This window comes from Pantoea sp. RIT413 (assembly GCF_003057675.2).
Lineage (GTDB): Bacteria > Pseudomonadota > Gammaproteobacteria > Enterobacterales > Enterobacteriaceae > Pantoea > Pantoea eucrina.
The window spans coordinates 202607-224147 of the sequence record NZ_QBJB02000002.1 but is presented as its reverse complement, the minus strand read 5'-3'; the positions used below and the strand labels follow the sequence as shown (position 1 = coordinate 224147).

Annotated in this window: 23 protein-coding genes; 11 read left to right on the top strand and 12 right to left on the bottom strand. The window is 57.5% G+C overall.

The features are described 5' to 3' along the window. Nucleotides 1-355: 355 nt before the first annotated feature. Nucleotides 356-856: an adenylate kinase gene (locus DBY66_RS04660; protein WP_108569808.1), complete on the top strand. Its 501-nt coding sequence runs from the start codon at nucleotides 356-358 to the stop codon at nucleotides 854-856. Between the two features lie 119 nt (nucleotides 857-975). On the opposite strand, the gene DBY66_RS04655 is transcribed toward DBY66_RS04660, so the two are convergent. Next, nucleotides 976-1518, bottom strand: a complete 543-nt coding sequence (locus DBY66_RS04655) for a cysteine hydrolase family protein (protein WP_071668419.1) — start codon at nucleotides 1516-1518, stop codon at nucleotides 976-978. Between the two features lie 452 nt (nucleotides 1519-1970). Between DBY66_RS04655 and DBY66_RS04650 the strand changes: the two genes are divergently transcribed. Continuing rightward, on the top strand, nucleotides 1971-2651 hold the full coding sequence (locus tag DBY66_RS04650; RefSeq protein ID WP_233499566.1) for a DUF2268 domain-containing putative Zn-dependent protease: 681 nt from the start codon (nucleotides 1971-1973) through the stop codon (nucleotides 2649-2651). A 119-nt stretch (nucleotides 2652-2770) separates the two neighbouring features. Here the strand turns inward: DBY66_RS04650 and DBY66_RS04645 are convergent, their stop codons facing one another. Next, a complete protein-coding gene (locus DBY66_RS04645; protein WP_071668417.1) occupies nucleotides 2771-3154 on the bottom strand; it encodes a glyoxalase/bleomycin resistance/extradiol dioxygenase family protein in 384 nt (127 codons plus the stop codon). Between the two features lie 115 nt (nucleotides 3155-3269). Here DBY66_RS04645 and DBY66_RS04640 point away from each other — a divergent pair, with 115 nt between their 5' ends. Together DBY66_RS04640 and DBY66_RS04635 are read left to right on the top strand one after the other, a co-directional pair. After that, a complete protein-coding gene (locus tag DBY66_RS04640; RefSeq protein ID WP_108569809.1) occupies nucleotides 3270-3950 on the top strand; it encodes a hypothetical protein in 681 nt (226 codons plus the stop codon). A gap of 27 nt (nucleotides 3951-3977) precedes the next feature. Beyond that, entirely contained in the window at nucleotides 3978-4937 is a 960-nt protein-coding gene (locus tag DBY66_RS04635; protein ID WP_108569810.1) for a sensor domain-containing diguanylate cyclase, read from the top strand. Nucleotides 4938-4961: 24 nt separating this feature from the next. Here the strand turns inward: DBY66_RS04635 and DBY66_RS17985 are convergent, their stop codons facing one another. Beyond that, nucleotides 4962-5075: a DUF2798 domain-containing protein gene (locus tag DBY66_RS17985; protein ID WP_233499565.1), complete on the bottom strand. Its 114-nt coding sequence runs from the start codon at nucleotides 5073-5075 to the stop codon at nucleotides 4962-4964. Further along, nucleotides 5072-5224, bottom strand: coding sequence for a hypothetical protein (locus DBY66_RS17980; protein WP_233499564.1), 153 nt, complete (start codon nucleotides 5222-5224; stop codon nucleotides 5072-5074). Before DBY66_RS17980 ends, DBY66_RS17985 begins: the two co-directional genes overlap by 4 nt. A gap of 123 nt (nucleotides 5225-5347) precedes the next feature. Here DBY66_RS17980 and DBY66_RS04625 point away from each other — a divergent pair, with 123 nt between their 5' ends. Then, entirely contained in the window at nucleotides 5348-6283 is a 936-nt protein-coding gene (locus DBY66_RS04625; RefSeq protein ID WP_108569811.1) for a LysR family transcriptional regulator, read from the top strand. On the opposite strand, the gene DBY66_RS04620 is transcribed toward DBY66_RS04625, so the two are convergent. After that, nucleotides 6280-7455: an MFS transporter gene (locus tag DBY66_RS04620; RefSeq protein ID WP_040113685.1), complete on the bottom strand. Its 1176-nt coding sequence runs from the start codon at nucleotides 7453-7455 to the stop codon at nucleotides 6280-6282. The two genes, DBY66_RS04625 and DBY66_RS04620, sit on opposite strands and share 4 nt — an antisense overlap. A 131-nt stretch (nucleotides 7456-7586) precedes the next feature. Here DBY66_RS04620 and DBY66_RS04615 point away from each other — a divergent pair, with 131 nt between their 5' ends. From DBY66_RS04615 to DBY66_RS04605, 3 genes are all read left to right on the top strand, one after another. Then, nucleotides 7587-8465: a LysR family transcriptional regulator gene (locus DBY66_RS04615; RefSeq protein WP_108569895.1), complete on the top strand. Its 879-nt coding sequence runs from the start codon at nucleotides 7587-7589 to the stop codon at nucleotides 8463-8465. Nucleotides 8466-8541: 76 nt separating this feature from the next. After that, the gene (locus DBY66_RS04610) at nucleotides 8542-8928 is read left to right on the top strand and encodes a cupin domain-containing protein (protein ID WP_071668413.1); all 387 of its coding nucleotides are present in this window, start codon (nucleotides 8542-8544) and stop codon (nucleotides 8926-8928) included. 185 nt (nucleotides 8929-9113) lie between these two features. Beyond that, nucleotides 9114-10130: an NAD(P)-dependent alcohol dehydrogenase gene (locus DBY66_RS04605; RefSeq protein WP_040113682.1), complete on the top strand. Its 1017-nt coding sequence runs from the start codon at nucleotides 9114-9116 to the stop codon at nucleotides 10128-10130. Between the two features lie 39 nt (nucleotides 10131-10169). On the opposite strand, the gene DBY66_RS04600 is transcribed toward DBY66_RS04605, so the two are convergent. Together DBY66_RS04600 and DBY66_RS04595 are read right to left on the bottom strand one after the other, a co-directional pair. Continuing rightward, on the bottom strand, nucleotides 10170-11900 hold the full coding sequence (locus DBY66_RS04600; RefSeq protein ID WP_108569812.1) for a DUF2534 family protein: 1731 nt from the start codon (nucleotides 11898-11900) through the stop codon (nucleotides 10170-10172). Between the two features lie 74 nt (nucleotides 11901-11974). Then, nucleotides 11975-12373, bottom strand: coding sequence for a DUF2946 domain-containing protein (locus tag DBY66_RS04595; protein ID WP_071668411.1), 399 nt, complete (start codon nucleotides 12371-12373; stop codon nucleotides 11975-11977). Nucleotides 12374-12559: 186 nt separating this feature from the next. Between DBY66_RS04595 and DBY66_RS04590 the strand changes: the two genes are divergently transcribed. Then, complete coding sequence (locus tag DBY66_RS04590) at nucleotides 12560-13501, top strand: D-2-hydroxyacid dehydrogenase (protein WP_108569813.1); 942 nt, start codon at nucleotides 12560-12562, stop codon at nucleotides 13499-13501. A gap of 3 nt (nucleotides 13502-13504) precedes the next feature. Here DBY66_RS04590 and glsB read toward each other — a convergent pair whose 3' ends face one another. Then, nucleotides 13505-14428, bottom strand: coding sequence for a glutaminase B (glsB, locus tag DBY66_RS04585; protein WP_108569814.1), 924 nt, complete (start codon nucleotides 14426-14428; stop codon nucleotides 13505-13507). Between the two features lie 266 nt (nucleotides 14429-14694). Between glsB and clcA the strand changes: the two genes are divergently transcribed. Together clcA and DBY66_RS04575 are read left to right on the top strand one after the other, a co-directional pair. Further along, the gene (gene clcA, locus DBY66_RS04580; protein ID WP_040113673.1) at nucleotides 14695-16095 is read left to right on the top strand and encodes a H(+)/Cl(-) exchange transporter ClcA; all 1401 of its coding nucleotides are present in this window, start codon (nucleotides 14695-14697) and stop codon (nucleotides 16093-16095) included. 113 nt (nucleotides 16096-16208) lie between these two features. After that, nucleotides 16209-16742 carry a sterol desaturase family protein gene (locus tag DBY66_RS04575; RefSeq protein WP_040113672.1) on the top strand — a complete coding sequence of 178 codons (534 nt, stop codon included), beginning with the start codon at nucleotides 16209-16211 and terminating at the stop codon, nucleotides 16740-16742. Here the strand turns inward: DBY66_RS04575 and crtB are convergent. Genes crtB through DBY66_RS04555 form a run of 4 tightly spaced genes read right to left on the bottom strand, consistent with a single transcriptional unit; the run spans nucleotide 16681 to nucleotide 21534 of the window. Further along, complete coding sequence (crtB, locus tag DBY66_RS04570; RefSeq protein ID WP_071668407.1) at nucleotides 16681-17610, bottom strand: 15-cis-phytoene synthase CrtB; 930 nt, start codon at nucleotides 17608-17610, stop codon at nucleotides 16681-16683. The genes DBY66_RS04575 and crtB overlap by 62 nt on opposite strands. Then, nucleotides 17607-19088, bottom strand: a complete 1482-nt coding sequence (locus tag DBY66_RS04565; protein ID WP_071668406.1) for a phytoene desaturase — start codon at nucleotides 19086-19088, stop codon at nucleotides 17607-17609. Before DBY66_RS04565 ends, crtB begins: the two co-directional genes overlap by 4 nt. Next, on the bottom strand, nucleotides 19085-20257 hold the full coding sequence (gene crtY / locus DBY66_RS04560; RefSeq protein WP_108569815.1) for a lycopene beta-cyclase CrtY: 1173 nt from the start codon (nucleotides 20255-20257) through the stop codon (nucleotides 19085-19087). Before crtY ends, DBY66_RS04565 begins: the two co-directional genes overlap by 4 nt. Continuing rightward, nucleotides 20257-21534 carry a glycosyltransferase gene (locus tag DBY66_RS04555; protein WP_108569816.1) on the bottom strand — a complete coding sequence of 426 codons (1278 nt, stop codon included), beginning with the start codon at nucleotides 21532-21534 and terminating at the stop codon, nucleotides 20257-20259. Before DBY66_RS04555 ends, crtY begins: the two co-directional genes overlap by 1 nt. Between the last annotated feature and the right edge of the window lie 7 nt (nucleotides 21535-21541).

Below are 21541 nucleotides of genomic sequence, written 5' to 3'. Positions count from 1 at the left end.
CCTCCTTTTTCCACGTGTCTGTATCGGTTTGCATTTATGATAATCCCGGCACTACCCATTTCACCTTTACGGATAAACTACACGCTTGCCTCTCATGCCGCAGACCAGTCAGAGGCAACGCTCTGCCTGAATGACAAACTTTACGATAAACGTATAAAGCACGCTTCTCGCTCTTAGCAGATGTTCATCGAACTCCGTCCGCTATGTGCCAGAAGCAGACATTTTTTCTCTCAAGCAGAAAGAAATGAGATGATCATCAATTTATAAAGTGCCGATTCTGCAGAAACAGGTTTTTACTACATTTTGTTTTATATATCATACGTTTTCAGAAGTGATTAATAATAAGAGCATAAACATGTGCAATGACTTACAGCGTGTGCTGATTATGGGAAATAGCGGTTCAGGCAAAAGTTGGCTTGCTGCACGTATCTCTGAATTCAAAACATTACCTGTTACAGATTTAGATACTCTTTACTGGGAACAAGATGGTTACGGGAGAGCCAGGGAAAAGACAGAAGTGATTAAAGATGTTCTTGCAATAGCAAATAAAGAACGCTGGATTATTGAGGGCGTATATGGCTGGATCGCTGATCAAGTCTCTTATTACGCTTCTCATGTCATATGGCTGACGCCTAAGCCAAGCGAATGTGTTGAAAACATTGAAGTCAGGGGGATAAGGAACAATGGATCTGTTGAAGATTATAAAGCCTTGCTGGAATGGGCTTCCTTGTATGAAATACGAACCGGGTCGAGTAGTTATGAGGGGCATCTTACTGTCTTTTCAAAAGTCAGTCCCGAGAACCAAATAAAGCTAGCTAGTCGCGAAGATATCAATCAGTTCCTCACTCAACTTTGATAATGCAGTTCATTAAACGTCCGCTCCTCACTCATAGCGGACACTGGCCGATAGATCGGATTGTTCTATACGTTGAGCGTAGTGTCTTCAGCCGCCCTGCGGGCGGCTACAGTTAATACTCATTTCCCGATAACGTTCCAGTCGGCCGCAGTGGATAGCGTAACAAACGGGCCAGCCAGCGTGACATTATGATGGCTGACGATCTCTTTAGCTAACAGGCAGCAGTTATCCATTGTGGTATGCGCATCTGAAATCAGCACTGTCCTGAATCCGCGTTCCGACGCTGCACGGCAGGTCGTGTCCACACAAAATTCTGTTTTCATCCCGGCGATAACCAGTTCCCTGATACCTCGCTGGCTGAGCTGATGCTGCAGGTCCGTATTCTGAAAACAGCTGGGATGCTTTTTAATAAACACGACATCACGCTCAGCGTGCACGTTCATTTCAGGTATAAGTCGGGTTAACGGCCCCTGCTCTGAGAAAGGAGAGTCATCAGGTCCGGTATGGCGCGCAAAAAAGATGGGTATCTGAGCCCGCCTGGCTTTTTCAATCAGCAGACAGATATTCGAGAGTACAGAAGCCGCGGAATAGGGGGAAACCGGCCCGCGAAAAAGCCCGTGCTGCATATCGATAATTAAAAGCGCATTTTCAGAAATCATAATATATCTCCATTCGGTAAGTTATGAACGGAGAGATCGTTTTCCCCGTCCGGTCTGGCGGGGAGTCAGAGTCTGTTTTGTCAGGTGCCAGTCACAGATGCGCTCACGCCGCCGAAGGTGCCGGTGGTTGTGACGGTGGTTGTTGACTGAACTGACTTAATCATCGCCTGGTTTTCGCTTATAAGTTGGTGACAGTAAGAGGAAACATAATAACTTAAAAAAGCTGTTTTCTGGTTTTAACACCATAACTCACCTGTTACAACAGATATGTCCGTTGACTGATATCGGTTTTTTCCTGTGACATCCAGGCCAGATAATGCATGGTAATATGACTTCCGTTTTTCACATAAGGCCACCTGGTAATGTCTGATATAGCATCACTGCATAAAAGGCGGCTTTGTGTCAGAAGCAGATAGCGCGATCTGTAATGGCGGATCAGGAGATTCACTATATGTTTGCTGGCAGGCGGATATATACTCTCGTTTTTGGATGGTGCTGACATGCCTCACATAACCCTGCATATTCTGAATGCCCAACAAAAACTGACCGCTCACCGTGAATGGCTTCAGGCCAGCCTGACCGCTACCTATGAAAAAGCTCAGCGGCTGATGCCGGTTCCTTCGCTGGATGTGGTGGTTAAAGCCGGAAAGTTTGTGATCCCTGAAAAAGGGCACACGGGTTTTTGTCCTGAGCCAGGCGTTATCTATTTAACGGTCGACCCTGAAAACCCGGCATTCTGTAAAAATGAAGCGCACTCGCTTGAGCGAATGTTCGCTCATGAACTGCACCATGCGGCCAGGTGGGCAGGGCCCGGATACGGCTCAACGTTAGGGGAAGCTATCGTTTCTGAAGGACTTGCCGGGCACTTTTCTCTTGAGCTTCTAGGCGGTAAACCTGAACTCTGGGAAAGCCTCAACTCAGATATTATTCAATCCTTCGCCCGGCAACTGCATGACAGCTGGCATCGCACCGATTACGATCACAATGCCTGGTTTTACGGAACCGGCGATTTGCCAAAGTGGCTGGGATACACCGCAGGCTTTGAGCTGATTTCCCGGTATCTGGCAGCCTCTTCGCATCTGAAAGCTTCAGCGCTGGCAGATATTAGCGCTGAGGATTTCAGGATGTTCATTTAAAAATATTCGTGTCCTGTTTATTCAGAACGTCCGTTTTGCAGGCAAAAACGGACGTTCTGGTTTTGACAATCAAAATAATAATGCAGCTGAGTTATAAGCAGGTTATTGCTCACAAAAATTCAACCCATAATTTCAATAAGATTGCTATCGGGATCCTTGATGATAGCTTCATAATAACCATCACCTGTGAGGCGAGCCGAACTCACTAAAATTCCATCTTCGGATGCTTTAATAACCATTTCATCAACCCGGTGGCGGGAGCCAACGTCGATAGCAGCATGCGCCCAGCCGGTAAGCTCTGCACCGTGTTGTCCCTCTGCCATACCCTTCAGGTGCATTAGCTCAATAGTAGGTCCTTCACTTAAGCTGATAAAATAAGAGGAAAAACCGGGCCGGTTTTTGCTGATATATAACTCATTAGGGGTTCCGCCAAAATAGTCTCGCCAGAATATTTTTTGCGCTTCAATATTTCCCGTCCATAAAGCTAAATGTGAAATTTTCATTAGTGACATCTGAGTATGCAAAGTAAGCAATCCGCCAGGCCCAGGTCATTAGTCGTTGTTTCTGACAAATATATGACCACAAGCCGATGCTTAAATTGATGCCTGAAGGGTTGCTATGAACGCAATAAGTTTGCAAAACAGATATCACGCTGTGAATAACAATACTGCGGCAGTGTGGGCGGAAAATGCAGGTATCGGGAAGGTCAGAGAGGAAAACTACTACGATCCGACCCGGCTCGCGCTGGCAACGGGCATACGGCCCTCCGTGACCGCAGATATTTCACGCCTTATTGCGAAGTTAACTCAGCTCACCGCAGGTGACCGGCTTGCCGATACGTTGCCCGCCTGCGGTTTGCATTTTACTTTCTTACCCCTGACTCTGCCGCTCTATCACGCAGATGAGCCACTGCCAGCGAAAGTGGATCAATTAATGGCAATCTGGCGTGAATTTGCAGCGGAAAAAGTTGTGATTACGCATCTGCGGCTGGTAGCGTTACCCGATCAGCTTTTGCTGGCGGGGATCCCGGCACATCCTGCGCTGGCGCTGCGCGAGCAGTTCTGTGCAAAGGTGCTCGATTCTCAGTGGAAAAATGAAATCCTGATGCGCCATGCCGGCAGAGCGTTGCCGGCTCCCTTCTGGCACAGCACGCTGCTGCGCTACGGGGCGGCGTTTTTACCTGAACCTGTGCGCGCGTTTTTCTTTAAGCATCAGGCCGCCACGTTCGGTGATGTAGCCGGGGAACTGACGCTGGTGAAAACTAACTATAACTGGACAGAGTGCTATCCCTTAAAATAGTCCAGGGCGAAAAGAGAAGAGGTTGCTATGAAATTGCCGGGAATGTCGGAAAATGAAGCTGCGCGGCTGAAGTCGCTCCACAAACTTGGCCTGCTGGATACGCAGGACGATGAGCGCTTTGAACGACTGACCCGCATTTCCCGCCGGCTGTTTCAGGTACCGATAGCGCTAATCAACCTTATCGATCGCGATCGTCAGTGGGCGCTGGCGTGTCAGGGGATCAACGGCCGCGAGATGAAACGCGACATCTCTCTGTGCGCGCATGCCATTATGCTGGATGAGCCTTTAATCATCACAGACGCGCGCGAAGATGCGCGGTTTTATGACAATCCGCTGGTGACCGGCACGCCGTTTATCCGTTTTTATGTGGGGTATCCGGTGCGGCTGCCCGACGGTGCCGTTGCCGGTACTCTGTGTCTGGCTAACAGCGAACCGCGCCGTTTTACCGACGAAGACATTGCCGCAATGAAAGACGTGGCGGCGATTGTCGAAAATGAATTTCAGGTCACGCACATCGCAATGGTGGACAGCCTGACGGATATTCCCAACCGGCGCGGGTTTTATGCGATGGGAGAAAAGCGGTTTCAGCAACTGCAGCAGCAGGATCGCGACTTTGCCATCCTCTATTTTGACCTCGACAAATTCAAGCCTATCAATGACCTGTGGGGCCATGCAGAAGGCGACAACGTGCTGAAGATCTTCGCCGCGCTGCTCTATCAGCAGCTCGGACCGGATGACATTGCAGGCCGTCTCGGCGGCGATGAGTTTGCTGTATTGCTGGCCCGGCAAAGCGATGCTAAAGCCTACCTGTGCCGGCTGCGCGAGGCGCTGTCAGTATGGAATCAGCAGGCGGCTAAGCCCTACAACATTAATTACTCGTTTGGCATGATCGCCAGTGAGGCAGGCAAATATGCCTCGCTCGCGGAAATGATCGGCGAGAGCGACAGCGTGATGTATGCCGAAAAGCGTCGAAAAAAGCCGCGCTAAGCACGCGGCCAGCTGTGCAGGAGATTAGTGGCCGTGAACGGTTAGCGCCACCAGCCGGATAACCACCGGACGTACAAGCAGAATGCAGACAAAGGCAGCAGGCATCGCCACCTGATAAGCATTCATCACATTTGTCATATAATGCGGGCCTGGACCAGACTCTGCCAGCGTAATAACCAGCTCATCAGAAACGCCATAATGGTCGCCATGTACAGAGAAAATATATAAGGGGTAACCCGATGTGGCAGCCGTAAGCGCACGCCAGCTGACGCAATTGCTTTAATCATAAGATCTCTCCTGACCGGTAAGTTAAGAAACAGCGGCTACCTTACGGGCCTGTGCCGGACAAAAAAAGCACAGCTGTGCTTTAATCATTGCTAAGCAACATTTACGAAAAGAGCGGGCCGCTGATGGATATGCTGGGGTTGATCGACAATTTTGTTCGCGTAGTGGAAAACGGCACTATTGCCGCTGCTGCCCGCTCCAGAGGAATGAGTGCTGCAGCCGTAAGCCAGAGCCTGGCCCGGCTCGAAACACACCTCGGCGTGCGTCTGCTTTCACGTACCACCCGCAGTATGGTCCTGACGGAAAGCGGTCAGCGTTATTACGCCAAAGTCCGCCATATACTGTATGATATTGCGCTTGCTGCGCAGGCTGCCGCTGTGGAAACCGGACCGCAGGGTCCGCTGCGCATTGCCACCACCGCGGCGTTTGGCCGCTACGTGGTTGCCCCTCTTATGCCGGCTTTTAATGAAATGTTCCCCGGAATTGACATAGAACTGATCGCTACCGATCGTGATGTCGATCACCGGCTGGAAAATATCGATGTCAGCCTGCGCATTGAGGCGCAGCTGAACGATCGGCTGGTGGCGCGAAAAATCGCATCCCTGCCGTTTATTTTCTGTGCGGCACCCGCTTATCTCTCCCGTGCAGGTACTCCGCAACGCATTGACGAGCTGAGCGAGCACGCCTGTCTGGTGTTTCGTTATCCCACAGATGGCCGGTTTCTTCCCTGGAGCTTCAGCGCAGACGGGGAGGTCGTTACCGCCCGGCTGAATCCCCGTTTTATCAGTGACGATATCGATATTATTGCCAGAATTGCCGTCAGCGGTGGCGGAATTGCACGGCTGGCAAGCTTTATCGCCCGGCCGCTGATCGCCAGCGGCCAGCTAATCCCGCTGTTTACTGACGACAAACAGGCGATTCAGTCGCTGCCGATGATCATTTACGCCTGCGTCAGTGAGCGTTCCGCCCTGAGCGCAAAAGTCAGGGCGTTTATTGATTACATTGCGGCAGCGGTTGCCACAGATGAAAAGATGTCATCGGCGCCGGTCCGGGGTGATTAACGCGGAGTGCGCAGCCGCAGTATGAACAGGCTGCTGACGAGCATCACTGCTGCTGCCATCAGCACCATCTTCTGCAGGCCGATAAGCCCAGCCAGATGTCCTCCTGCCAGCGCACCGCTGCCGATGGCGGCATTAAATATCGCGACATAGAGCGCAGAAGCGGGCTGCGCGGCCGTACCGGCACTGCGCAGCAGCCAGGTCTGCAGCCCGACGAATATTACTGCGATCCCGGCGCTCCAGAGTGCCAGCAGCAGCGCGGTCAGGCCGTGCGGCAATGCGGCGATGCTGAGTGCGCCCAGCGCCAGCGCGCTCAGCAGCAGCGCTGAAAGAATCAGGCCCCTGAGATGCCGATCGATCAACTTCCCGGCAATCATATTGCCCGCTACGCCGGCGATGCCGGCCATCAGCAGCAGGGCGGAAACCGCAGCAGGGGCAATACCCTGCTTTAACGTCAGCAGCGGATCGATATAGGTAAACGCGGCAAAGTGCGCGGTGATGACGGCTGCCGTTGCGCCAAACAGCGTCAGCAGCGTGCGATGGCGAAAAATAGCCAGATAGTCATTCAGTTTTAAGGGGGCAGGAGGCGTCAGAGCCGGAAGCGTGCGCCAGAGAACCACGGCGGCGGCCAGTGCAAGCAGCGCAATGGCACCGAACGCGCTGCGCCAGCCGGCAGCAGCAGCCATAAAGCTGGCAAGCGGTACGCCCAGTACGCTGGCGGCTGAGACGCCGCCAAATATCACTGATGTCGCCAGTCCCAGCCTGCTGGCCGGCACCAGCCGGGCGGCAACGGTGCCAATCAGCGCCCAGAATACGCCATGGGCCAGCGCACCGGTAATGCGGGCGGTCATTAGCGCGGGCAGAGCGTAAGCGCGCATCGCCATCAGACAGGAGCCCGCCAGAATCACCATTAATCCAACCAGCAGCGCCTTGCGCGGAGTGCGTGCTGGCAGCATGCCGGAGCAGAGTGCAGCCAGCGCAGCGACCCAGCCATAAGCGGTAACAATCAGTCCGGTGGTGGCAGCAGGCTGGTGCAGATCGTTTGCCAGGGCGTTCAGCATCCCTACCGGCGCCAGCTCGCTGGTGACAATAGTAAAAGCGCTGAGGCCGAGCGCGGCAATAGCAATCCAGTTACGCGCTGGCACAGCGTGCGTAGCGATAACAGTGTCATTCATGGTGCAGTCTCCTTATGTTCAGATTCCGGAATTCTCAACCGGTTTAACTTCCCGGGGATGCGCAGTATCATCTGATCGAAATCGGGAAAACAGTGCGGAGAATGGAAGGCTATTTTCCATAAATGGAAACTATGAAGAGTGAATTTTACTGGGATGACATCAGGATCTTTCTGGCAATCGCCCGCGCCGGAACGCTGAGCGGCGCGGCGAGTGCGCTGGAAACCGGCATCGCGACCGTCTCCAGAAAGCTGGACCGGCTGGAGCAGTCGCTGGGACTGCCGCTGTTCAGCCGGCATCAGAGCGGATACCGGCTAACGGATGATGGCGAAGCGCTGCTGGAGCGGGCGGAGGCGCTGGAAGAGGCGGGGCGGGCGGTGACCGAAAAAGCGCAGCTGCAGGGAGCGGTGGCCGGACCGGTACGGCTGGCAACGTCGGATAATCTGGCCACCCATTTTATTCTGCCTTCACTGCCGTCTCTGCTGCAGACGCATCCGGCGCTTCGGCTGGAGGTGCTGAGCGGGGTGCAGTCAGTCAATCTGCACCGCAGAGAGGCCGATCTGGCGATTCGTCTGGTTCGCCCTGAGGCGGGCAACCTGACCATCAGACGGCTGGGAACCCTGGGATTCGGTCTGTATATGGCGCCGTCATTACTGCACGCTTCAGCACCTTTTACCCTCAATGAAGCGCCCTGTATCGGCTGGTCTGAATCACACCAGCATCTGCCTGCCGCCCGCTGGATCAAGCGCGTGCTGCGCGGCAGGCCCTGCCGGCTGGAAGCCAACACGCTGACCGCGCAGGTTGCGGCGGTGACGGCCGGACTGGGCGTTGGCGTGTTGCCGCACTTTATGGCCAGAGCCAGCGGTTTGCATTGCCTGCAGCGCGACAGTAGTGCCGATCAGCCGCTGTGGCTGGTAATGCACGCCGATCTGGCAACGTCGGGTCGCGTACGCGCGGTGGCCGATCATCTTATCGGACTCTTCAGCGAATGCCGGGAGCAGCTTGAACGCTGAGCAAAATCCAGCGCGCGCGTCGGTAAGCGCAGCAATGTTCTACACTCCGGTAACGCGCAAAGTAACAGGAGAAAAGATGACGAACTCAAAAAACAGTGAAATCGTGCATGAACTGGTGTCAGAGAGCGGCACCGCATGGAACGGTCAGGCTTACGACTGCTATCCGTCAGGCAAGCCACAGATTTCCGTTATGCGCATGTCGCTGCCGCCCCACAGTGAACTGCCGTGGCATACGCATCCCATGCCCAACACGGCTTACGTGCTGTCGGGCCAGCTGATTATTGAAGATAAAGAGAGCGGCCGGCGCCAGCATTTTAATGCCGGTGAAGCGCTGAATGAGACGGTTAACAGTGCGCATCGCGGCTATACCGCTGAGCAGGCGACCGAGCTGATTATTTTTTATGCCGGGGCAGAGGGGCAGTCGCTCTCTGAGCCGCTGCCGGGTGAAGAGCCGGAGTTTTAGCGTTGAGCCGGGTGGAGAGTGACCGGAGGCGCAACAGCGCCGATCTGCACCCGGTTCGCTTTAACCCTTAATGCTTTTTGCGCCCCGCAGCGTTTTGATCGGGCTGGCTGCCTGGTTGCTCGCCTAAATCATCACGGCGCCTCTGCTAAACTTGCCGGGTCGTAACTAAAAAACAGAGGACTGGAATGAAAATCAAAAGCTATGCCGCGATGAAAGCGGGCGAAGCACTGGTGCCGCACGAATATGAAGCTGGTCCGCTGAACGCGGAAGAGGTGATGGTCGAAGTGGACTACTGCGGTGTCTGCCACTCCGATCTCTCTATGATCGACAATGAGTGGGGCATCTCCTCTTTCCCGGTCATTGCCGGGCATGAAGTTATCGGCCGCATTAGCGAGCTGGGAGCCGCAGCGCAAAACAAAGGGCTGAAAGTGGGCCAGCGCGTGGGCATCGGCTGGACGGCGAAAAGTTGTCAGCACTGCGATGCCTGTATTAACGGCGAGCAGGTAAACTGCGAAAAAGGCTCTGTCCCGACCATTATGAACAAAGGCGGCTTCGCCAGCCACCTGCGTGCGGACTGGCAGTGGGTGATCCCGCTACCGGAATCAATTGATATCACGTCAGCCGGCCCGCTGCTCTGCGGTGGTATTACCGTATTCAAACCGCTGCTGATGCACAACATCAACGTTAACAGCCGCGTCGGCGTCATCGGAATTGGCGGTCTGGGCCATATGGCCATCAAACTGCTGCGTGCCATGGGTGCAGAGGTGACCGCGTTTAGTTCAAACGCCAGCAAAACTGAATCTGTTAAAGCGATGGGCGCCGATCGCGTGGTCAACAGCCGCGATCCAAAAGCGCTGAAGGCGCTGGCGGGTCAGTTTGACCTGATTATCAGTACGGTTGCGGTCGATCTCGACTGGCAGCCCTATTTCCAGGCGCTGGCCCCGCACGGTAAGTTCCATACCGTCGGTGCAGTAATGAAGCCGTTCCCGGTTCCGGCATTTACCCTGATCATGGGCGATCGCGCGGTAACCGGCTCCTCTACCGGCTCGCCGGGCCAGCTGCGTACGCTGATGCGCCTCGCCGCGCGTACTGATATCGCGCCGCAGGTAGAAGAGTTCCCGATGTCAAAAATCAACGATGCGCTGGAGCATGTGCGCGCCGGTAAAGCGAACTACCGCGTCGTGCTGAAAGCTGATTTCTGATGCAAAGATGAAAAGAGGTGGCTGAGCCACCTCTTTTTTTTACTCTTTGTTTGCTGAATCGTCCTGCTCGCCGAGGAAGAAGTACCAGAGCGGAATCGACATCAGTCCGGTAAATACCAGCGTATAGAGCGTAATCATAAAGCCCTGCGTCAGATACATGGTCAGTGACCAGTGACTGAACGGAATACCATACTGATCGATCACGCCACCGATAATCGCATTACTCATCACCGTACCGACAATCAGCGCCAGAATGAACAGGCCACGCAGAAAATAGCGCATCTCTTTACGTTTGACCGTAAAGCGGGCGCGAATAATGCCCAGCGGTGACTGCTGTGCAGCGAGGATCTCCGCTTCAGTCATTGGCGTACGCTGCTGCCTGCGCCAGCGCAGATAATCGATGGCTAAAAACAGCAGCAGGCTGACACCCATGACCGGCAGCGCATACCCCAGCGCTACGGCCAGCAGCAGGGAGAGCAGGCGCGCCGTGAGCGGCAGCGCCAGCCAGCTTGCCGTCAGCGTCTCAAGCGGGCTGGCGGCAGCCGAGGCGGGACGGCGCAGCCACCACATGCGGTAGCCCAGCACAATCATGGTACAGAGGCCGAAACCAAAGAGAGCCAGCAGCAGCTGATTGGGCAGACCAAACAGCACGCCCATATGAGCATCCACGCCCCAGCGGGTCAGTTTTGCCACCAGCGGAAAGCGGGCAAATTCAGCGCGATCCACGATCGCGAAACTGTGCGGATCCACCGACACCGCATCCACCTGCGTGGGCCAGCGGCGATCGATTTCCGTGACGGTCCAGGCGCTGCCGCTGTTTTTCGGCTGGCGCAGCTCCACTTTCGCTGCATCAATCCCGTTCGCGCGCGCGGCATTCAGCGCCTGGTCCCAGTCAGCATCGGGCATATTGGCGGGCGCCGGTTTCATCATGGGCATGCCGGGTTTGCGCATCGCCGCCATATCGGTCACTGACATACTGTGATGATCGGCGTGCGGATCGGCGGGGGCGACCGGTGCATCCGGATCGAGTACCGTTCTGACCTGCGGCGTCAGCCAGTTCAGCTCACTGCGCATTTTATCGATGTTCGCGCCTGCCCACTGTGACCAGGTGAGGCCGGTCGCAGAGAAGAACAGCAGCCCGAGCAGCAGCAGCAGTCCCAGGGTGGCGTGCCAGTGGCGGCTGAAAGCCAACCCGCTGCGTGCCGGTTTAAGCCGGCGCTTCGGCCGGGTCGCCAGCCACAACACCACGCCACCCAGCGCGGCTACCCAGAGCCAGCTTGCCGCCAGCTCGCTGTAGTTGCGTCCGGCATCGCCCAGCAGCAGGCTGCTGTGCAGCAAATCGAGCGTGGTGCGCAGCGGCAGTATGCCGCTGGTTCCGTAGACCGGCATATCTCCCTTTATCTGCAGGGTATAGGGATCGATAAACAGCGCGCGCGAGGTCGAGGCGCCCAGCGCCGGATCGCTGAACTGCACGCGGGTGGTCTCCTCTGCACCCGGTGCCGGTCGCACCGCGTAAATATGCGCATCTGCGCCAGCCCTGGCACGTGCCGCGCCGATCTGAGCCGACAGCGGCTGCGGTTCACCAGCGGGCGTTACCGTCAGCGCATCGTGATAGACCAGCTGTTCGAGCTGAGGCGTGAGCACATAGAGCGTGCCGCTCAGCGCAGCAATAAAGATAAACGGCGCAACGAACAGGCCGATATAAAAATGCAGGCGGCGAAGCAGATTGAGCACCGCGCCGCGCGGTGCTGCAGAATTAACAGCAGACAAAAGCGTCTTCCTTCTGAAAGTAAACAACCGGGGCGACGGGCAGCACGCTGCGTCCGCGCCACGTTAAAGCGGATTCAGTTAAGAAGCGGGGAAGGCGGTCCGCGCGGGCGGGGTATGGCCACCCGCCTGCGCACTACGGGTGCCGCGCGCCGCGGCAGCGGTGGCGCACGGGAGTGAAGCAGCATCAGCCAGATAAAGGGAATAAACACCCAAATCATCAGCGGCACATGCACCAGCAGATCGCAGTAGCCGCAGGCGAGCTCGCCGTCGTCCGCGTCATGATGCATCATGCCCGGCATGGCGTGCTCCATCATCTGATGATGATCCATCTCCATCATGGCCGGGGCAGGCTGCGAAACGCGCTGCTGCTCAATCAGGCTTTTCGACACCACCGGCGCAACAAACAGCAGCAGCACCGCCAGAATGGCGAGGCAGGCAGTAAAGCGCTGGCGAAGTGCAGGTAAAACCGTCATAGCAGATAGCAGGTCACGTCAGAGAAGAGGCGGAATTGTAACGCGATTGCCGCTGCCGCGTTAAACAAACGCCGCCGGAGAGGGAAATAATTCGCATTTTTTGAAAAAGCTCACCCCGGACGCCGTTTTTGTTAACCTTACTGCAACCTGATGAGAACAGTGCAGAAACAATAAAGCGGAGCGAAGATGAAAATAGTGATGCTGGATGGTGATACGCTGCCCGAACGGCCGGCGCAGCCAGAATGGTGCAGTGCATGGGTCTGGCGCGGACAGACCGCACCCGCGGAGATTGTGTCTGCCCTGCAGGGGGCGACGATAGCCATGACAAATAAAGTCCCGCTGCGCGCCGACACGCTGCGGCAGCTGCCTGAACTGCGCTATATCTGCGTCACGGCTACCGGCTATGACTGTATCGACCTTGACGCCTGCCGGGCGCAGGGCATTGTGGTCAGCAATGTACCCGGCTACTCCACCCGCAGCGTGGCGGAGGGGGTAATCGCTGCGCTGTTCGCGCTGCGGCGACATCTGATGGATTACGCCATCAGCAGCCGCGACGCGTGGCCCGCCTCGCCGCACTTTTGTATCCATCGCGAGCCGCTGCAGGATATTCAGGGTGCGGTACTGGGCGTGGTCGGCAAAGGCGATATTGGCAGCGCAGCGGGTGAGATGGCGCAGGCGCTGGGCATGACGGTGCTCTATGCTGAACGGCCGGGGGCGGCAGCCATCCGCGCCGGCTATACCGCCTTTGATGAGGTGCTGGCGCGCAGCGACGTACTGACGCTGCACTGCCCGCTGACGCCGCAGACGCAGCAGATGATCAACCGGCAGACGCTGGCCGCGATGAAACCGGGAGCGTTACTGATCAACACCGCGCGCGGCGGACTGATTGAAGAGGAGGATCTGGCGGCCGCGCTGCGTCAGGGAACCCTCGGCGGCGCGGCGCTGGACGTGCTGAGCAGTGAGCCGCCACCCGCTACGCATCCGCTGCTGCAACCCGACGTGCCCCGGCTGCTGCTGACGCCGCATATCGCCTGGGCAACCCGGCAGGGCGTGGCGAATCTGCTGCGCGGTATTGAAGCCAACCTGGAGGCGTTTGCGCAGGATAAACCGCGTAATCAGGTGAGCTAAGGGTCAGAATACCGAGCGGCCCAGGCGGTCGCTCAGCTTCTCCAGCAGCGCGGTGCCGGCCAGTGAATTGCCTGAGCGATCCAGCGCCGGAGACCAGACGGCAATGCTCATCTCCCCCGGGATCACCGCAATAATGCCGCCGCCCACGCCGGATTTGGCCGGCATGCCCACCCGCCAGGCAAATTCGCCGGCGCCATCATACATGCCGCTGGTCATCATCAGCGCATTCACCTGACGCGCCTGACGCGGCGAGATCACCGCCCGGCGATTATCCTGTGTGCGTCCCTGGTTGGCCAGATAGAGAAATGTACGCGCCAGTTCGTTGCAGCTCATGGCCAGCGAACAGTAGTGAAAATAGGTTTCCATCACCTTGCTGACATCGTTATTAAAATTGCCAAACGATTTCATCAGCCAGGCAATGGCAGCGTTCCGGGCAGAGTGCTCATACTCAGAGCGCGCGACGCCGCGGTCATACAGAATATCCTCCTGCTGCGCCAGGCCACGGACAAATTCCAGCATGCGCTGGCGCGGAGCCGTCAGGCGGCTCTCCAGCAAATCGCACATCACCAGCGCGCCGGCGTTAATAAAGGGGTTACGCGGTTTGCCCTGCTCCAGCTCCAGCTGGACCAGCGAATTAAACGCCTGTCCGGATGGCTCTTTACCCACGCGCTGCCAGATTTCAGCGTCTTCATACAGCGTCAGGGCCACCGTCAGCGACAGCACCTTAGAGATGGATTGCACTGAAAAGCGCGTAGCGGCATCACCCGCCTGATAGCACTCGCCGGACGGGGTACAGATCGCGATCCCCAGCTGGTCAGGATCCACGTCCGCCAGCGCCGGAATATAATCCGCCACCTTTCCCTGCCGCGTCAGCGGCCGGACCTCGCTGATAATCTCTTCAAGCAATGCGTTACTGAGTTCTGACACATCCCGCTCCGATAGTAATGAATCTGGCCACAAGGGCGATGGCCAGGATGATGGTGATTTGCAGGCGCCGCGTCAATCCGCCAGCCGCAATTCTGTGACACATTCTGTCGCGCGCGGTGACAGCGCGGTTGCGGACTGTATATGAATTAACCGCAACGTAAAATTCTGTTGCGAATGACCAGGTTACGGGCTGCCCGCTTTTGACTATGCTGGAACGGTGCAGGGCGCCGGGACGCTGCACATGGATTTCTGATTAGGAGAAACTGATGCCTGTTACACCTTCTGACGCTGAAGAGACTATGCGTCGCCCTGGCCGGTTTATGCGGCTGCAAACGCTGCTGCGCCGGGACACCACGCCGGTAAGGCTTTTGCTGCTGGCGGCGCTGGTCGGCACCCTGACCGGCCTGGTGGGTGTGGCATTTAACCGGGCGGTCAACCTGATGCTGCAGCTGCGTATCGATACGCTCACTGCACAGCATAGCGGTTTCGTGACCGGAGCGATCTCTGCCTTTGCCGCCTCTGCCATCATGGGCGGCGTGGGCTATTTTCTGGTGCGCCGCTTTGCGCCTGAGGCGGGTGGCTCGGGCATTCCGGAAATTGAAGGTGCGCTGGAAGAGCTGCGCCCGGTACGCTGGTGGCGCGTATTGCCGGTAAAATTTTTTGGCGGCATGGGCGCACTCGGTTCCGGGATGGTGCTGGGTCGGGAAGGACCGACGGTGCAGCTGGGCGGGAATATCGGCGGCATGTGCAGCGATCTGTTTCGCCTGCGCAGCGCTGAATCGCGCCACACGCTGCTCGCAACTGGTGCGGCAGCCGGTCTTGCAGCGGCCTTCAACGCACCGCTGGCGGGGATTTTATTTATTATTGAAGAGATGCGTCCGCAGTTTCGCTACAGTCTGGTTTCAATCAAAGCGGTATTTGTTGGCGTCATCATGGCCAGCATCGTCTACCGGCTCTGCGAGGGCAATAGCGCTATCATCGATATCGGCCAGCTCAGAGATGCGCCCACTGATACATTATGGCTCTATCTGCTGCTGGGGGTGGTGTTTGGCGCTGTCGGCGTCGCGTTTAACCGGCTGATCTTCACCATGCAGGATCGCTTTCAGCGTCTGCATCGCGGGCGCACCACGGCGTGGGTGCTGTGGGGCAGCGTGCTGGCCGGACTTTGCGGTGTACTGAGTATGCTGCTGCCGCAGGCGGCCGGTGGCGGGATAACGCTGATCCCGGCATTCTCTGGCGGCGAATATAGCGCGCTGATGCTGTTTGGTCTTTTTATGCTGCGCACGCTGGTGACGCTCTGCTGCTTTGCCTCCGGCGCACCGGGCGGCATTTTTGCGCCCATGCTGACGCTGGGTACGCTGCTGGGCACCTGTTTTGGCCAGATCGCTATAGCCTGGTTTCCGGCGTGGCATCTGGAAGCGGGCACCTTTGCGGTTGCCGGTATGGGCGCGCTGTTTGCCGCGTCGGTCCGTGCGCCGCTGACGGGGATTGTGCTGGTGCTGGAGATGACCAGCAATTATCAGCTGATCCTGCCGATGATCATTACCTGTCTGGGCGCTACGCTGGCGGCACAGTTTTTTGGCGGCAAGCCGCTCTATTCATCACTGCTGGCGCGCACGCTGGCGAAAACCCCGCTGAAAGAACCGCTGTCGCGCGATGCCAGCTGACCCGGCTGTGGCAGAGATAAGCGTGACCCTCGCGCTTATTTCACCTATGCTGACTTGCGGCATCCCGTATCGCAGTCCACCTTTACTCTTTGACCTTTTAAAATGGACGCACCATGCTCTGGTTATGGAACACGCTTATTTTGCTGGCAACCGTTGCACTGATGGAAGCAGTGGCGGCGCTCTCGCACAAATATATTATGCACGGCTGGGGATGGGGCTGGCATCTCTCTCATCATGAACCGCATACCAGCAGGTTTGAACTCAACGACCTTTACGCCGTTGTGTTTGCCGTGCTCTCAGTCGGGCTGATTTACTATGGCGTGCAGGGCATGTGGCCACTGCAGTGGATCGGCGCCGGGATGACCACCTACGGCGCGCTCTATTTTATGGTGCATGACGGGCTGGTGCATCAGCGCTGGCCGTTTCGCTACATTCCGCGCAAAGGCTATCTGAAGCGTTTATATATGGCGCATCGGATGCATCATGCGGTGCGCGGGCGTGAAGGTTGCGTCTCGTTTGGTTTTCTCTACGCTCCGCCGCTGCATAAGCTGCAGGCTACGCTGCGTGAACGTCACGGTCGCAAACCTAACGCGGCCGCTGCCACAGATCGGCAGGACGCGGCTGCGGACGCGCCACGCGAGAAGTAAGCGCAATCCCCGCGCCTTTGAGCAGCAGCGCCAGCTTTTCCCCTTTGCTGGTGCGCTGCCGCGCATCCCAGGCCCGCATACCCGCATCCTGCACTTTTACCCCGATTTCGCGATACACCCCGTGGGCCGTCGCGATAGCCCACGCCGAGCGCAACGGCAGATCGGGCAGCCCGCTGCGGGCCGAATGGTAGTAAGGCTCCGCCGCTGCTACCAGGCGTGCAGCCAGCGGCGCTATCGCCGCACGATAGTGCGGATCGGCCAGCTGACTGGCACGTAACCCGGCTTCCGTCAGCCAGCTTTGCGGCAAATAGCAGCGCCCGTTTTGCGCATCTTCAACAATATCGCGTGCAATATTTGTCAGCTGAAACGCCAGGCCGAGATCGCAGGCGTGATCGAGTACGTTCTCATCGCGTACGCCCATTACGCGCGCCATCATCAGACCCACGACGCCCGCTACGTGATAGCAGTAACGCAGTGTGTCATCAAAGGTGATGTAGCGCTCTTCGCGCGCGTCCATAGCGAACCCCTCCAGATGATCAAACGCCAGCTGGGGCGGAAGTTCATGCGTCAGCGCCACTTCCTGAAACGCACGAAAGGCGAGTTCATCCATATGCGCGCCGCTGTATGCGCGGCGGGTCTCAATCTGCAGATGCTGCATGCGCGTTTGCGCGTCTGCCACCTGATGTTGCGTGCCACCTTCACCCAGCGTCTGGCCGTCAATCACATCATCACAGTGACGACACCAGGCATAGAGCATCAGCGTGCTGCGGCGCGTAGCCGGGTCAAAAAGCTTTGCTGCAGTAGCGAAGCTTTTCGAGCCCGCCGCCATGGTCTGCGTGACCTGCTCAATCAGGGGGGGCTGATTCATCCGGCAAGATCCTCTACCATCAGCTGCGCGGTAGCTTTAGCTGAGCCGATGACACCCGGAACGCCAGCGCCGGGATGCGTGCCCGCACCGACCAGGTAGAGATTGCTGATGTCGGCGTCGCGGTTATGCGGCCGGAACCAGGCGCTTTGGGTAAGGATCGGCTCCAGCGAAAACGCTGAGCCCTGATGTGCGTGCAGCGTGTCGCGGAAATCTTCCGGCGTAAACATACGCTGTGTCACTATCTGATCGCGCAGGCCTGGCATGTAGTGCTCCTCAAGATAAGCAAAAATACGGTCGCGGAAGCGCGGCCCTTCCTGCTGCCAGTCGATTGCGGCAGTGCCAAGGTGCGGAACCGGCGCCAGCACATAAAAACTGCCGCAGCCTGCCGGTGCCAGCGACGGATCGGTGGTGCAGGGTGCATGCAGGTAGAGCGAGAAATCGTCCGCCAGCTGGTTGCTGTTAAATATTTCATTAATCAGCTCGCGGTAACGCGGGCCGAAGCAGACCGTATGGTGCGCCAGCTGAGCGTGCGGCTGGTTAAGGCCAAAATAGAGTACAAACAGCGAATTACTCATTCGCTTCCGCTTCAGCGTGGCGGCGCGCTTACGGGCGACCGCATGGTGCTGCAGCAGCCGGTCATAGGTATGTACGACATCAGCATTGGAGGCTACGGCACTGGCGTCAAAGCGACGTCCATCTTTTAGCTGCACGCCGCTGATGCGATTACCCTGCGTTTCCAGCTGGCTCACTTCGGCATTAAGCAGCAGCTCGCCGCCGAGGTCGCGAAACAGCCGCGCCATGCCATCGACCAGCGCGCCGGTACCGCCTCGCGGAAACCAGACGCCCCATTCGCGTTCCAGCGCATGAATCAAAGTGTAGATAGAGGATGTTGCAAACGGATTACCGCCCACCAGTAAAGAGTGGAACGAAAAGGCCTGGCGCAGATGATCGTCCTGAATAAATTTTGCCACCATATCGTATACGCTGCGCCACGCCTGCAGGCGGCCCAGCTGCGGGCCGGCGCGCAGCATATCGCGGAAATTCAGGAACGGCACCGTGCCGAGTTTGAGATACCCCTCTTTAAATACCGCCTGTGAATAGGCAAGAAACCGGCGATAGCCTTCAACATCCTGCGGATTAAACGCGGCGATCTGCTGCTCCAGCAGGGTCTGATTATTGTCATAATCAAGCACCTTGCCATCTTCCCAGCAGAGACGATAAAAGGGCGTGACCGGCATCAGCTCAACGTAGTCGCTGAGTTTTTTTCCGGCCAGCGTGAAAAGCGCTTCAATGGCGCTGGGATCGGTGATCACTGTCGGACCGGCATCAAAGGTAAAGCCCTCATCCTGCCATACGTAGGCGCGCCCGCCGGGTTTATCACGCTGCTCCAGTAGCGTGGTCGGAATACCCGCCGCCTGCAGACGAATAGCCAGAGCCAGGCCGCCAAAGCCCGCGCCAATCACATAAGTACGTTTCATTCTTTCTTCCCTGGTAGCGAAGGAGTCATCAACAGTGCGCGCAGCGCTTCTCCCACCGGCACCGGTGGTTTACCGCATAATATGCGTGCTTTATCCCTGAGAAAGAGCTCTCCGGCGTAAAAGCGACTGATAAGACCGGCATCAAGCCGGTAAAAACGTTGCATAACCTGCCAGCGTTTTTCCGGCCGTCCGGCAAGGAACAGCATACGATTGAGCAGGCGGAAAAAATGCTGCTTGCGCCACTGGCGGCGGGCAAACTGTTCAATACGCTGGCTGAGCATTTCTGCATTACAGGGCAGGGCAGCCGCGATCTCATCCGCCAGCGCAACGGCAGAGGGCAGCGAATAGCCCGTGGTCGCATGAAACAGTCCGGCGCGCAGCCCGCTGCAGGGCTGACCCTGCTGCTGCTGCCAGAAGCGTTCAATATCACCATCAAGCGTGATCGGCAGGGAACCCTGTTCTTCACGCAACAGGCGGCTTAGCTGCCAGCCCTGCTGCTCTGCATAGTGCATGATGTTTTGTCGTGCCTGTTCGCTATCGAGCGTGGCGTGATTGATATAGTGGGTATCTTCAATCAGCAGCCGTTCAGCGCTGAGCGGCAGGGTATAGACAAAGCGATAGCCGCTGTGCTGATCGACCGTGGCATCCATCAGTACCGGCTGCTGCAGGCCGTGCGGACGCGCCAGATGCCACTCCTGACCGACAAACGACTGATAACCAAGCCGCAGATGTGGCGTGGGCTGCAGGCCGCGTCCATCAATCACGGCGCGGGCGTGCAGCACGTCGCCGTTTTCCAGGGTTACGCTTTGCGGTGTTACGCTGCGCACGGGCGCTGCGGTGCGCAACCTGTCTCCCAGCGTTTCGCGCAGATGGCGGGCGAAGTCCTGTGAGGCGATGGAACAATACTCCCCGCGCAGATTACGCCGCAGCGCCGGAAAGCGGACCTGATAGCCTGGCCAGCGCGCGGATAGCAGCGGCTCCAGCCAGGTAAACTGTGCGTCACTGACATCGTCGCGGTGAAACGACCAGGTATGATTGCCTGCCGGCTGAGCGGCACTCTCCAGCAGCAGAATGTCAGGGGCCGGCTGCAGCTGCATCAGCCGCAGGGCGATCAGCCCGTTTGCCAGCCCGGCCCCCACCAGAATAAGATCGGCATGTGTTTCTGACATCAGGTCGCCTCCGCCAGCACAATCTGTTGCCGGCACAGCGCCTGTTCAGCGATATCAGCCGCACGCTGACAGCCGCCGGCGCGCTGCAGCTGCGCCTGAATCGCGGACATGCGCAGACGGTAGTGAGAATCGGACAGCAGCAGTTGCAAATGTGTCTCCAGCTGATGAGTGCGGCTGAAGCGTGAGGCGCGACGCCCCACGCCATGCCATTCGATACGCGATGCCACACCGGGCTGGTCAAACGCAATAGGCAGCGCCAGCATTGGAATGCCCTGCGCCAGCGCTTCCAGCGCGCTATTCAGTCCGGCGTGCGTAATAAACACCTGGGCATGCTGCAGGGCAGCGTGCTGGTCGAGAAAATCGGTTACCCAGGCCGCCCCGGCCAGCTCCAGCTTGCGTACCTGATGCGCGGTCAGCCCGCCGCAGTGGGCAACAACCAGTGATAATCCGAGATTGCAGCAGGCGCGCGCCAGGCGCAGAAACAGCCGAAAGCGGCGTCCCTGAAGCGTACCCAGCGAAGCGTAGACCACCGGCTGACGCAGCGCGGGCCACGGCGGCGGCAGATGAGTCGTGATACTCTGCTGACGCAGCGGCCCTACGGCGTGATAGCAGGCGGGAAGCTGATGGCGCGGAAAATCAAATGCCGGCACCAGCTGGCTGATTTGGGCCAGCGATGAGAGACAATCCTGCAGGCCTGAACGTGGCGATAAACCAAATGCGCGCGCATGGTAAGCGATCACGTGGCGATGACGACGCATGATGCGGTCATACATGCGGCTGCTGGCCGCAAAACGTTTCAGCGCCTTCTCATCCTGACCATAGCGAAACGACATCACCGCCAGCGGAATGCCCGCTTCGCGATTAACCGGCAGCGCGCAGGCAACGGAAATAAACGGCAGGCCCAGCGCCTCAGCCACCAGCCCGCCCGATGCCTCCATCTGATCGGCAATCACGCCATCCACCTGCAGTTTTTTCAATACCGCCGGTAATTCACGACACAGCATATCGGTGGTTTCAGCCATATCATTGATTACACGAAACAGGGAAAGGCCGCCGGGCGCGGCCAGGCGTTGCAGAGCCGCCGCCAGAGATCCGGCCGGATGAGTTTGTTCACCCACCGGAGTAAAGGCGATGCGTTCATCGGTCAGCAGCGTACGTGCGTCGGCCTGCTGGATAAAGGTAATATGATGCCCGCGGCTGATAAGGGTCTGTGCCAGTGACTGCAGCGCGTGAAAATGGCTATAGAGTGGCGGCGCAATAACGGCAAAATGCCCCATAAATGAT

What these genes read in the sequence shown, in the direction of transcription:
- DBY66_RS04620 (WP_040113685.1), bottom strand. Translation starts at nt 7,455, where the DNA reads ATGAATGACACTGTTATCGCTACGCACGCTGTGCCAGCGCGTAACTGG.
- DBY66_RS04645 (WP_071668417.1), bottom strand. Translation starts at nt 3,154, where the DNA reads ATGAAAATTTCACATTTAGCTTTATGGACGGGAAATATTGAAGCGCAA.
- DBY66_RS04595 (WP_071668411.1), bottom strand. Translation starts at nt 12,373, where the DNA reads ATGACGGTTTTACCTGCACTTCGCCAGCGCTTTACTGCCTGCCTCGCC.
- DBY66_RS04640 (WP_108569809.1), top strand. Translation starts at nt 3,270, where the DNA reads ATGAACGCAATAAGTTTGCAAAACAGATATCACGCTGTGAATAACAAT.
- DBY66_RS04565 (WP_071668406.1), bottom strand. Translation starts at nt 19,088, where the DNA reads ATGAAACGTACTTATGTGATTGGCGCGGGCTTTGGCGGCCTGGCTCTG.
- DBY66_RS04555 (WP_108569816.1), bottom strand. Translation starts at nt 21,534, where the DNA reads ATGGGGCATTTTGCCGTTATTGCGCCGCCACTCTATAGCCATTTTCAC.
- crtB (WP_071668407.1), bottom strand. Translation starts at nt 17,610, where the DNA reads ATGAATCAGCCCCCCCTGATTGAGCAGGTCACGCAGACCATGGCGGCG.
- clcA (WP_040113673.1), top strand. Translation starts at nt 14,695, where the DNA reads ATGCCTGTTACACCTTCTGACGCTGAAGAGACTATGCGTCGCCCTGGC.
- DBY66_RS04635 (WP_108569810.1), top strand. Translation starts at nt 3,978, where the DNA reads ATGAAATTGCCGGGAATGTCGGAAAATGAAGCTGCGCGGCTGAAGTCG.
- DBY66_RS04625 (WP_108569811.1), top strand. Translation starts at nt 5,348, where the DNA reads ATGGATATGCTGGGGTTGATCGACAATTTTGTTCGCGTAGTGGAAAAC.
- crtY (WP_108569815.1), bottom strand. Translation starts at nt 20,257, where the DNA reads ATGTCAGAAACACATGCCGATCTTATTCTGGTGGGGGCCGGGCTGGCA.
- DBY66_RS04660 (WP_108569808.1), top strand. Translation starts at nt 356, where the DNA reads ATGTGCAATGACTTACAGCGTGTGCTGATTATGGGAAATAGCGGTTCA.
- DBY66_RS04605 (WP_040113682.1), top strand. Translation starts at nt 9,114, where the DNA reads ATGAAAATCAAAAGCTATGCCGCGATGAAAGCGGGCGAAGCACTGGTG.
- DBY66_RS17985 (WP_233499565.1), bottom strand. Translation starts at nt 5,075, where the DNA reads ATGACAAATGTGATGAATGCTTATCAGGTGGCGATGCCTGCTGCCTTT.
- DBY66_RS04590 (WP_108569813.1), top strand. Translation starts at nt 12,560, where the DNA reads ATGAAAATAGTGATGCTGGATGGTGATACGCTGCCCGAACGGCCGGCG.
- DBY66_RS04615 (WP_108569895.1), top strand. Translation starts at nt 7,587, where the DNA reads ATGAAGAGTGAATTTTACTGGGATGACATCAGGATCTTTCTGGCAATC.
- DBY66_RS04575 (WP_040113672.1), top strand. Translation starts at nt 16,209, where the DNA reads ATGCTCTGGTTATGGAACACGCTTATTTTGCTGGCAACCGTTGCACTG.
- DBY66_RS04610 (WP_071668413.1), top strand. Translation starts at nt 8,542, where the DNA reads ATGACGAACTCAAAAAACAGTGAAATCGTGCATGAACTGGTGTCAGAG.
- DBY66_RS17980 (WP_233499564.1), bottom strand. Translation starts at nt 5,224, where the DNA reads ATGATTAAAGCAATTGCGTCAGCTGGCGTGCGCTTACGGCTGCCACAT.